This window comes from Arthrobacter sp. Y3223164, assembly GCF_059091005.1.
In genome coordinates this window covers 1-10,642 of sequence record NZ_JBNHGF010000066.1, presented here as the reverse complement: position 1 = coordinate 10,642, position 10,642 = coordinate 1, and the positions used below count along the sequence as shown (strand labels likewise).

Below are 10,642 nucleotides of genomic sequence, written 5' to 3'. Positions count from 1 at the left end.
CGGCAACCCACCAACCTGCCAGCCGCCCGCGGCACCCACCCCGACCCCCGGCGGCCGTCGGCCCCGCGGTGGTGCCCGCAGCAGCAGGACCGTCCGGAGAAGATCCTCCCGGAACGACGCGCGCGTGTACCACAGATAGCCTCTGCTGACACGTTTTTCCCCGTATTTTCGCGGCTGTTGACATCCGCAGTGAGGCGTAGAAAACTGAAGGTGGTGTCGAACTGTGGCAGCCCCGGGCTCCAACTCTTAGCCGCCTCGAGCGGCCTTCCGCCGAGAGGCGCTCCCAGTTCGGCACCATTAATTTTTGTTCGCGAAGAGGCGCTAATCTAGGCACGGCGGATGCTTCCCTTCCGCCGTACGGACCAGTGAGAAACCGCCGGTGACATGAAGCTAAGCCTCTTCCCCCAGGACACCAAGAGCCTCGAATTGCTCGCCCTCACAGCAGCCGAGCTGATGGCGGGGGTCAAGACCCTCTCGGAGATCCTCGGGGCGCCTGCGGACGACTACGACAAGCTCTCCGAAGAACTGCACGACCGCGACGCGAACGTCTCCCGGCTGCGCAACGCCCTGCTGACCACGCTGCGGACTAGCTTCGTTAATCCACTCCCCCGCGAGGACATGTTCCAGCTCTCGCTGCACCTGGTGCACACCTTTGAACACCTCGACGGCGCCGCGGAACTGATCGCACTCAACCGGGTGAAGCGTCTGTCTAGCCGGGCCTCGGAGCAGCTGGAGGTCATCGGCCGGATGTCGGAGATGACCCGGGACGCCATGCCGCGGCTGAACTCCCTGGAGGACCTCGAGGAGTACTGCATCGAGATGGTCCGGCTGGCCAAGCGGGCCGAACGCACCCACCGCGTGTGGGTCTCGGAGCTTTTGTCGGAACACAAGGGCGCCACGCTGGCGCGGCACCGCGACGTGGCCGACCAGTTGATCGCCGCCACCAAGACGCTGCGCCAGGCTTCCCACCACGTAGGCCAGATTCTGGTCAAGGAATCGTAGGTGGAGCTGTTCCTCCTGGTGCTGGTGGTCGCTTTCGCCGGCTGCTTTGCCTTCATCAACGGCTTCCATGATGTCTCCAACGCCGTCGCCACCTCGGTCCGCACGCGCGCGCTCACCCCGAATGTCGCCGTCGTGCTCGCGTCCGTCTGCAACCTGGCCGGTGCGCTGATCTCCAGCACCCTGGCCCTGGTGATCAGTACCGGTTGGATCGGCCTGCCCGAGGGCCGGTCGGGGCTGGGCATCCTGTTGGCCGGGCTGCTGAGCGCCTGCGCGTGGGGAGTTTTCACGTGGTGGCAGCGGATGCCGTCGTCGTCCACGCATGCGCTGCTGGGCGGCCTGATCGGGGCGGGGGCGGCGTCCACCCTGCTGGGCGGCGAGAACATCAGTGCCACGGAGAACCCGATCTGGGGCCAGCTGATCCTGCCGCTGCTCTTGTCGCCGTTGGTGGCGTTCGTGCTCTCCTACCTGGCGATCGTCCCCCTGACGTGGCTGGCCCGCTACCGCACCCCGCGCGAGGTCGGCCGGACCACCAGGCTGGCCCAGGCGGTCTTTGCCGGTACCTTTTCGCTGGGCCACGGCCTGCAGGACGGGCAGCGCACCATGGCCGTGGTGCTGCTGGGACTGGCCGCGGCCGGTTATGCCTCCGGCGACCGGATGCCGCTGTGGGTGCAATTGTTCGCGGCGGTGCTGCTGGCCGTGGGCGCGCTCTTCGGCGGCTGGCGGATCTCGCACACGCTCGGGTCGCGGCTGGTGCGGATCGATCCCCTGCACGGCGCCACCGCACAGGGCGTCAGCTCCGCCATGCTGTTCGTCGGGGCCATCGGGCTGCACATGCCGCTCTCCAGCACGCACACCATGACGGCGGCCATCCTGGGCGCGGGGTCCACCCAGCGGATGCATGCGGTGCGCTGGCGGGTGGCCATCCGCGTGCTGGCCACATGGGTGCTGACCCTGCTGGCAACCTCGCTCGTCGGAGCCATCCTGCTGCTGGCCCTGGACCCGATGCTCTAGCCGGGCCGCCGGCCTTCCCTGGCGCCTTTTAACAGCGACGGCGGCGCCTCCCGCGAGGGGAGGCACCGCCGTCGTGCTGCCGCCGTCTTACCCGAAGCGGCCGGAGACGTAGTCTTCCGTGGCCTTCTGGGTGGGGTTGCTGAAGATCGACGGGGTATCGCCGTATTCGATCAGCTTGCCCGGCTTGCCGGTGCCGGCGATGTTGAAGAACGCCGTCTTGTCGGACACGCGCGCGGCCTGCTGCATGTTGTGGGTCACGATCACCACGGTGTACTCCGTCTTGAGTTCCTCGATCAGGTCCTCGATGGCCAGCGTGGAGATGGGGTCCAGCGCCGAGCAGGGCTCGTCCATCAGGATCACCTGCGGGGACACCGCGATCGCCCGGGCGATGCACAGGCGCTGCTGCTGGCCGCCGGAAAGGCCGGAGCCGGGCTTGTTCAGCCGGTCCTTGACCTCGTTCCACAGGTTGGCGCCGGTCAGCGACTTCTCTACCAGCGCGTCCGCGTCCGACTTGGAAATGCGCTTGTCGTTCAGCTTGACCCCGGCCAGCACGTTGTCGCGGATGGACATGGTGGGGAACGGGTTGGGGCGCTGGAAGACCATGCCGATCTGGCTGCGCACGGTCACCGGGTCCACGCCCTGGCCGTAGAGGTTGTCCCCGTCGAGCAGGACTTCGCCCTCCACCCGGGCGCCGGGCAGCACTTCGTGCATGCGGTTGAGCGTGCGCAGGAAGGTGGACTTGCCGCAGCCGGAGGGGCCGATGAAAGCCGTGACGGACCGGGCGTCGATGTTGATGTTGACGTCCTCCACGGCCCGGAAGTTGCCGTAGTAGACGTTCAGGTCCTTGACGTCGATGCGTTTGGACATGGGGGTTCCTTCTCTTTGGTTCTGGCTCAGCGGCCGGTCTTGGGGGCGAAGATGCGGGCGATCAGCCGGGCGATCAGGTTCAGCAGCATGACGAAGATGATCAGGATCAGCGCAGCGGCCCAGGCACGCTGCATGCTGGGGTCCACGTTGGTGGGCGAGGTCGGGTTCATCAGCTGCCGGTAGATGAACGTGGGCAAGGTGGTCATCCAGCCGCCGAACACGTTCCAGTTGATGCTGTTCACGAAGCCCGCGGTGACCAGCAGCGGCGCCGTCTCGCCGATGATGCGGGCGATAGCCAGGGTGACGCCGGAGGCGATGCCGGAGATCGCCGTCGGCACCACCACCTTCAGGATGGTGCGCCACTTGCGCACGCCCAGCGCGTAGGACGCTTCGCGGAGCTCGTTCGGGACGATCTTGAGCATTTCCTCGGTGGAGCGGACCACCACCGGGATCATCAGCACGGAGAGGGCGACAGCGGCCACGAAGCCGGTGCGGGTGCTGGGCCCGAAAATCAGCCCGAACAGTGCGGCAGCGAACAGGCCGGCGACGATCGAGGGGATGCCGGTCATCACGTCCACGAAGAAGGTGATACCGCGCGAGAGCGGTCCGCCCTTGCTGTATTCGACCAGGTAGACGGCGGTGAGCAGCCCGATCGGCACCGAAATGATGGTGGCCCAGAGGGTGATCAGCACGGTACCGACGATGCCGTGGTAGGCGCCGCCGAGCACGTCGGTTCCGTTGGCCGTCGTCTCGTTGTCGATCATGCCGGTCATGCCGTTCATCGACGTGAAGACCAGGTTGTAGCTGAGTCCGGCGACGCCGTTCTGCAGCACGGTCCAGATAACGGAGATCAGCGGCACGACCGCGATGATGAACGCCGCGAAGACCAGGTTGGTGGCGAAGCGGTCCTTGGCTTTGCGCGCCCCCTCGACGGAGAGCGTCACGATGTAGCCGGCAATCACGAAGATTACGGCCGAGAACAAGGCCCAGGAGACGAGGCCGAAACCGATCAGCGACGAGGCCGCGGCGCCCAGGATGAGCGAGCCGGCGGCGACGGCCCAGATGGCCCAGCCGGGCATCTGGTTTTTGGTGAGCGTGTTGCGCTTGGTCGGGGCGGGGGTTTCAGTGAGCAGTTTGGACATCAGTTGGCTCCCGAGAATTCCTTGTGCCGGCTGATGATCCAGCGGGCGACCATGTTCACGGCCAGGGTAATGACGAACAGCACCAGGCCGGCGGCGATCAGTTCGGACAAGCGCAGCCCGTACGCTTCAGGGAAGTTCAGGGCGATCTCGGCGGCGATCGTCTGGTTGCCCGACTTGATCAGGCTGGCGATGAGCCCGCCGCCGGAGAGCACCATGGCCACGGCCATCGTCTCGCCGAGCGCGCGTCCCAGGCCCAGCATCACCGCGCTGACGATGCCCGGCCGGGCGAACGGGAAGACGGCCATCTTGATCATTTCCCACCGGGTGGCGCCCATGGCCAAGGCCGCTTCCTCGTGGAGCTTGGGCGCCTGCAGGAAGATTTCGCGGCTGAGCGAGGTAATGATGGGCAGGATCATCACGGACAGCACGATTCCGGCCGTCAGCATGGTCTTGCCGGTCTGGCTGGCGGGGCCTTCGAAGATCGGGATCCAGCCGGCGTTCTCCGCCAGCCAGGTGTAGGGACCGACGAGCGCGGGAGCCAGCACGGTCATGCCCCAGGCTCCGTAGACCACCGAGGGGATGGCGGCCAGCAGGTCCACCACGTAGCCGAGGCCCTGGGAGAGCCGCCGCGGTGCGTAGTGGGAGATGAAGAGTGCGACTCCCACGCCGACCGGGGTCGCCAGCAGCAGGGCGATCGCCGCGGCGATCAGCGTGCCGATGACGATGGGCCAGATGTAGCCCCAAAAGCCGTTCCCGCCGGAAATGGCGGCCGGGTCTGCCCCGAACGTCGGCAGGGCCTGCCACAGCAGGAACGCCGCCACGCAGAACAGCACGAAGAGGATCAGGCACCCCGCGGCAAGCGCAAGGCCGGAAAAGACCTTGTCGCCGGCGCGGCCCTGGCCGGTCTCGGTCAATGTTTGGGACACTTCATAACCCTTCGGGTTCTGTACTTCGTCTAGCTGTTCTGCCAGTCTTGCGGCTTCGTTCCGTCCGGGCAATTTCGCCCCGGCCGGAACACGGCTGCGCCCCGCGCGTCAAACTGCGACGGCGCGGGGCCAACCGGACTTCGTGTGGGCTACGACTTCACCGAGATGGAGTCGATAGCCGCCTTGGCCTGCTCGCGCAGGGTCTCGGAGATCGGCGCGTTGCCGGCCGAGTCCTGCGCGGCCTGCTGTCCTTCTTCGCTGATCACGTAGTTGCCGAAGGCCTTCACCAGGTCAACGGTGTTCTGATCAGCATATGTCGAGCAGTAGATGTGGTAGGAAACCAGCACGATCGGGTAGGCCCCGGATTCGGTGGTGTCGCGGTCGAGGTCCAGGGACATGTCAAGCTCGCCGCGGCCCTCGACCGGGGTTGCAGCCTCAACGGCCTTGGACGCGGCCTCGGGGCTCAGTTCGACGTATTCCTCGCCGACCTTGACCTTCACGGTACCCAGGTCGCCGACGGCCGAAGCGTCGGCGTAGGTGATGGCCCCGTTGGTCGCGGTGGTGGCGGAAACCACACCGGAAGTGCCCTGGGCGTTCTCGGCCTGGAGCTTGGCGGGCCATTCCCCGGAGACTTCGTCGGTCCAGACGTCGCCGGCGGCGGCAGCGAGGTACTCCACGAAGTTCTCGGTGGTGCCGGACTCGTCGGAGCGGTGGACCACGGTGATGGGGGTGTCGGGCAGTTCCACGCCCTCGTTCTGCGAAGCGATGGCTTCGTCGTTCCACGTGGCGATTTCGCCGCGGAAAACCTTGGCGATGGTCTCGGCGTCCATGTTGATGGAGTCCACGCCTTCGAGGTTGAAGGCGACGGCGATCGGGGAGACGTAGCCGGGGATGTGCATGGCGCCGTCGGGGCCGCAGACCTCCTTGGCCTGCTCCCATTCTTCCTCGTCCATGTAGGCGTCCGAGCCGGCGAACTGCACGCCGCCGGCCAGGAAGGCGTCGCGGCCGGCACCGGAGCCGTCCGGCGAGTACTGCACGCTGGCCTCGGGGTTCTGCGCGCCGAAGCCGGCAATCCAGGCCTGCATGGCGGAATCCTGCGAGGAAGCGCCCGCGCCGGAGAGCGTGCCCGACACCGTTGCTGCGGTCTCGGTGCTGCCTGCGGCGGCCTGGCTGCCGGTGGCGTTGTCGGAGCCACAGGCCGTCAGCGCCAGCGCTGCAACGGAGAGGACGGCGGCCGCGCGGCCGATGCGAAGTGCCTTCACGTGTATGGTCCCTTTCAGGGTGAGAACGGATCAGGACGACCGGACGTGTTTTCGCCCTGGCGTCGTGCTCCCTCGAGGCTATGGGCGCCACGTAAAGAATGTGCACGGCCAAAGTGAACGCAAGGTGAACAAGACCGGACGGTTTACTAAGCGCCGCCGTGCAGGCCTTGCCTTTGTGAGCGCACTCATACTAGGGGCGGGGGCCCGGGGGCGGCCGTGCCGAGGCCGTGTGGGGCCGGTCTAGGCCGGGCGAGTCCCGCCTAGACTGGGAACATGAGCGCAGGCACCCCGTTGGCACAGGCCCGGTCGTTCCTGCGCAAACGCGGACGCGCCGGCTTCAGCCGCAGCAAGTCCTCCGTCATGCCCGCGGTGCGGATCACCTTCTGCGCCGTTGCCGCTTACGTCGTGGCCGAGCAGGTCCTGGGCCACGAAGGCCCGCTGTTCGCCGCCACCTCGTCCATCATTGCGCTCGGTTTCTCCACGGGGCCCCGGGCGCGCAAAGTGCTCGAAGTGGCCATCGGCTGCACACTGGGCATCGCGGTGGGCGATCTGCTGCTGCACTTCCTCGGGCCGGGCATCTGGCAGGCAGCCCTGGTGCTGCTGGTTTCCATCCTCCTGGCCCGGTTCCTGGACAGCGGCACCATCTTCACCACGCAGATGGCGCTGCAGTCGGTGCTGGTGGTGCTGCTGCCCGCCCCGGACGGGGGGCCGTTCACCCGCAGCCTCGATGCCGTCATCGGCGGCGCCTTCGCGATGCTCGTGACCATGTTGATCCCCGGCGACCCGCGCTCCGAACCGCGTTCCAAGCTGCAGACGCTCCTCGACGAACTTGCCTCGGTGCTGCGCGAGTGTTCCGTCGCCCTCGCCCACAGCGACTCCACCAAGGCCTGGCACGCCCTGGTTAGGGCGCGGGGCAGCCAGAACCTGATCGACGACGTCCGCGGCAGCTTCAGCTCGGCGCGGGAAGTGGCCCGGATTTCGCCCGCGCACCGCCGCCACCGGGACGAAGTGGGGGACCTGCAGGATGCTGCGGAGATGGCGGATTTGGCCATGCGCAACAGCCGGGTCTTCTCCCGGCGCCTGACATCCGTGATCAACCATGCGGCCATGTCCGACGAGGCGATCGCAAGCTTCTCCGAAGTGCTCCAGGAGACCGCCGACGCCGTCGAAATCCTCGCTGCCGGGCTTTCCGACCGGGACCCGGGCGCCCGCGAACGCCGGCTCTCCGGCGCCCGCAACGATCTGGCGGAGATTGCCACGCGCCTGCACCCCAAGACTCTCGGCGTTATCACCCTGGAAGGTGAGGGCCTGATCCTGGTCTTCCGGCCGCTCATGGTGGACCTGCTCAAGGCCGCCGGGCTGAGCCAGGACGACGCCACGTCCTACCTGCCCAGGCTCTGATTGTCCGGCACCCCGGTTACTGTGGGTCCATGAGCACCAAGACCCGTTCCAAGGCCCCCGCCTACCGCTGCGCCGAGTGCGGCTGGAGCACGGCTAAATGGGTGGGCCGGTGCGGCGAGTGCCAGGCCTGGGGAACGGTTGAAGAGGCCACCCAGGTGGTGGCGCGCACCACGGCCGCGGCCGCCGTCTCGCGGCCCGCGGAACGAATTGCCGACGTCGATGCCACCACCGCCGCCTTCCGGGCCACCGGCGTGGGCGAACTCGACCGGGTGCTCGGCGGCGGCTTGGTCCCCGGTGCGGTCATCCTGCTGGCCGGTGAGCCGGGCATCGGCAAGTCCACCTTGCTGCTGGACGTTGCCGCCCGGGTGGCCCGGCTGGACCGCGACGTGCTCTACGTCACCGGCGAAGAGTCGGCGGCCCAGGTGAAGCTGCGGGCCGAACGGATTTCGGCGGTGGCGGACAACCTGTACCTGACCGCCGAGACAGACCTCGGCATAGCGCTGGGGCATGTGGAGCAGCTGGAGCCGGCGCTGCTGATCGTGGACTCGGTCCAGACGCTCAGCAGCAGCGCGGTGGAGGGAGCCGCCGGCGGCGTGACGCAGGTGCGCGAGGTCGCCGCCTCGCTGATCAACGCCGCCAAGCGCAAGGGCATGACCACCATCCTGGTGGGGCACGTAACCAAGGACGGCTCGATCGCCGGGCCCCGGCTGCTGGAGCATCTCGTGGACGTCGTCTGCCAGTTCGACGGCGACCGGCACTCGCGCCTGCGGCTGGTGCGTGCGGTCAAGAACCGCTACGGCCCGACCGACGAGGTGGGTTGCTTCGACCTGACCGAGGCCGGCATCGAAGGCCTGACGGACCCGAGCGGCCTGTTCGTGTCCCGGACCAAGGATCCGGTTTCCGGCACCTGCATCACCGTGACGCTGGAGGGTCGGCGGCCGCTGGTGGCCGAGGTGCAGGCGTTGCTGGCCGAGACCTCCAATGCGCAGCCGCGGCGCGCCACCAGCGGGCTGGATTCTTCCCGTGTGGCCATGATGATGGCCGTGCTGCAGCGCCGCGCCTCCATGTCGCTGCACAAGGACGACAGCTACGTGGCGACGGTGGGCGGGGTCCGGCTCAGCGAACCCGCCACGGACCTGGCCACCGTGCTGGCCATCGCCTCGGCCAAGACCAACCAGCCGCTCCCGGCCCAGCTGATCGCCTTCGGCGAGGTCGGCCTGGCCGGCGAAGTGCGGCCGGTACCGGGAATCTTGCGGCGGATCCAGGAGGCCGAACGGCTCGGGTTCACGCACGCGATCGTGCCGGCGTCCCCCGACGGGGCAGGCCAGGTGCCGGCCGGCTTCACGGTCAAGGAAGTACACACGGTCTCCGAAGCGCTGTCCACGCTGTTCCGCTGAGCGCCGGGAGCGGATTAGCCGAGGTCCGGCCTTATCATGGACCCTGGGGCTGTCAGGACGGCGGCCTCGTCCCCATGCCCGCCGGCCCTAAGGAAACTCCCCCATGGTCAAGAGCCCCGAGGACGCCCTTAAGGCGACCCTGGCCCGTGTAGCTCCGGGAACCCAGCTGCGCGACGGGTTGGAACGGATTCTCCGCGGGCGCACCGGCGCGCTCATCGTGCTCGGCTACGACCAGCAGGTGGAAAAGATCAGCAGCGGCGGCTTCGACATCGGGATCGATTTCTCCCCCACCCGGCTGCGCGAACTGGCCAAGATGGACGGGGCGATCGTCTGCGACAAGGACGCGGCGAACATCCTCAAGGCCGCCGTGCAGCTGGTCCCCGACCCGTCGATTCCCACGCAGGAGTCGGGCACGCGCCACCGCACCGCCGAACGGGTCGCCATTCAGACCGGGCTGCCGGTCATCTCGGTCAGCCAATCCATGCAGATCATCGCGTTGTATGTGGAAGGCATCCGGCACGTGCTGGAGGGCTCGGAGCCGGTGCTCGCCCGCGCCAACCAGGCGCTGGCCACGTTGGAGCGGTACCGCGCCCGGTTGGACCAGGTCACGAGCTCCTTGTCCGCGCTGGAGATCGAGGCCATGGTCACCGTGCGGGACGTGGCGGTCACCCTGCAGCGGCAGGAAATGGTCCGCCGCATCTCGGACGAGATCTCCCAGTACGTGCTGGAGCTCGGCGTGGACGGGCGCCTGCTCTCCCTGCAGCTGGATGAACTGACCTCGGGGCTGGGCCCGGACAGCGAGATGATCCTGCGCGACTACGCGGACATCAAGGGCGGCATCGACGTCGACGCCGCCCTGCACACGCTGCGCGGTTTCACCTCGAACGACCTGATCGATCTGGGCCGCGTCGCCAGCGTGATCGGCATCCAGGTGGGGCAGGATTCCCTCGACGCCGTGGTCCAGCCGCGCGGCTACCGGCTGCTGGCCGCAGTCAAGTCGGTGCCGCGGGCGGTGGCGGACCGGCTGGTCGACCACTTCGGCGGACTGCAGTCGCTGATGGCGGCCAATATCGACGACCTGATGGCGGTGGACGGCATCGGCGAACAGCGGGCCCGCGTGATACGCGAGGGCCTGTCCCGCATCGCCGAAACCAGCCTGCTGGACCGGTTCCTCTGATCCCTTCGGGCGTGCGCTAGCGCAGTTCGAACACCGTCTTGTCGCTGGTCTTCTTGTCCAGCTTGGTGACCAGGACGTAGGTGCCCGGCTGCGGGTTGGCTTCCACCGGGGTGCAGCCCGGTGCGGTGCGGTTCCGTTCCCAGACGAAACGGGCCTGCTCGGCCTTGCCCGGTTCAAGGGTCATCATCAACGGCTCGGGGTCCACCTGGCAGTCCTTGGAGGAAAAGATCCGGTCTTCTCCGCTGGTGACCAGGAATTCCATGGCGTCGGTGCCGACGTTGACTTCGCACGGCCCCTTGCCCTCGTTGGCCACCTCCAGGATGAGGGTGGGGTTCTCCCCGCTGCCGTAGGCCGGGGCGTCCGTTTCCGCCCGGACGACGACGTCCTGGTCCTCGCAGCCTGCCGGCTCCGGGGATGCCGGGCTGGCGGACGCGGGACTGGAGGCCGCCGGTTCCGG

At 67.8% G+C, this 10,642-nt stretch carries 10 protein-coding genes; 5 read left to right on the top strand and 5 right to left on the bottom strand.

Features of this window, described 5'->3' with window-relative positions; all coding sequences use genetic code 11:
* Positions 1-384 precede the first annotated feature (384 nt).
* On the top strand, positions 385-1,002 hold the full coding sequence (locus AC5RUJ_RS05785; RefSeq protein WP_494001951.1) for a nuclease PIN: 618 nt from the start codon (positions 385-387) through the stop codon (positions 1,000-1,002).
* Entirely contained in the window at positions 1,003-2,013 is a 1,011-nt protein-coding gene (locus AC5RUJ_RS05780; protein ID WP_494001950.1) for an inorganic phosphate transporter, read from the top strand.
* Between the two features lie 87 nt (positions 2,014-2,100).
* On the opposite strand, the gene pstB is transcribed toward AC5RUJ_RS05780, so the two are convergent.
* The 4 genes from pstB to pstS form a co-directional block, all read right to left on the bottom strand.
* Entirely contained in the window at positions 2,101-2,880 is a 780-nt protein-coding gene (gene pstB / locus AC5RUJ_RS05775; RefSeq protein ID WP_494001949.1) for a phosphate ABC transporter ATP-binding protein PstB, read from the bottom strand.
* 26 nt (positions 2,881-2,906) lie between these two features.
* Positions 2,907-4,022: a phosphate ABC transporter permease PstA gene (gene pstA, locus AC5RUJ_RS05770; protein ID WP_494001948.1), complete on the bottom strand. Its 1,116-nt coding sequence runs from the start codon at positions 4,020-4,022 to the stop codon at positions 2,907-2,909.
* A complete protein-coding gene (gene pstC / locus AC5RUJ_RS05765; protein ID WP_493978329.1) occupies positions 4,022-4,948 on the bottom strand; it encodes a phosphate ABC transporter permease subunit PstC in 927 nt (308 codons plus the stop codon). Before pstC ends, pstA begins: the two co-directional genes overlap by 1 nt.
* Positions 4,949-5,097: 149 nt before the next feature.
* Positions 5,098-6,210 (bottom strand): phosphate ABC transporter substrate-binding protein PstS, encoded by a 1,113-nt coding sequence (gene pstS, locus AC5RUJ_RS05760; protein ID WP_494001946.1) that lies wholly within the window; start codon positions 6,208-6,210, stop codon positions 5,098-5,100.
* A gap of 273 nt (positions 6,211-6,483) precedes the next feature.
* On the opposite strand from pstS, the gene AC5RUJ_RS05755 reads away from it, so the two are divergent.
* The 3 genes from AC5RUJ_RS05755 (at position 6,484) to disA (ending at position 10,185) form a co-directional block, all read left to right on the top strand.
* Complete coding sequence (locus AC5RUJ_RS05755; protein ID WP_494013364.1) at positions 6,484-7,611, top strand: FUSC family protein; 1,128 nt, start codon at positions 6,484-6,486, stop codon at positions 7,609-7,611.
* A gap of 29 nt (positions 7,612-7,640) precedes the next feature.
* Positions 7,641-9,008, top strand: a complete 1,368-nt coding sequence (radA, locus tag AC5RUJ_RS05750; protein ID WP_493978326.1) for a DNA repair protein RadA — start codon at positions 7,641-7,643, stop codon at positions 9,006-9,008.
* Positions 9,009-9,111: 103 nt separating this feature from the next.
* Entirely contained in the window at positions 9,112-10,185 is a 1,074-nt protein-coding gene (disA, locus tag AC5RUJ_RS05745; protein ID WP_494001944.1) for a DNA integrity scanning diadenylate cyclase DisA, read from the top strand.
* Between the two features lie 16 nt (positions 10,186-10,201).
* Here the strand turns inward: disA and AC5RUJ_RS05740 are convergent.
* On the bottom strand, positions 10,202-10,642 hold a 441-nt coding region (locus AC5RUJ_RS05740; protein WP_494155662.1), incomplete at its 5' end, for a hypothetical protein.

Coding starts and splice junctions, on each gene's coding strand:
- pstB (WP_494001949.1), bottom strand. CDS start 2,880: ATGTCCAAACGCATCGACGTCAAGGACCTGAACGTCTACTACGGCAAC.
- AC5RUJ_RS05785 (WP_494001951.1), top strand. CDS start 385: ATGAAGCTAAGCCTCTTCCCCCAGGACACCAAGAGCCTCGAATTGCTC.
- disA (WP_494001944.1), top strand. CDS start 9,112: ATGGTCAAGAGCCCCGAGGACGCCCTTAAGGCGACCCTGGCCCGTGTA.
- radA (WP_493978326.1), top strand. CDS start 7,641: ATGAGCACCAAGACCCGTTCCAAGGCCCCCGCCTACCGCTGCGCCGAG.
- pstA (WP_494001948.1), bottom strand. CDS start 4,022: ATGTCCAAACTGCTCACTGAAACCCCCGCCCCGACCAAGCGCAACACG.
- AC5RUJ_RS05755 (WP_494013364.1), top strand. CDS start 6,484: ATGAGCGCAGGCACCCCGTTGGCACAGGCCCGGTCGTTCCTGCGCAAA.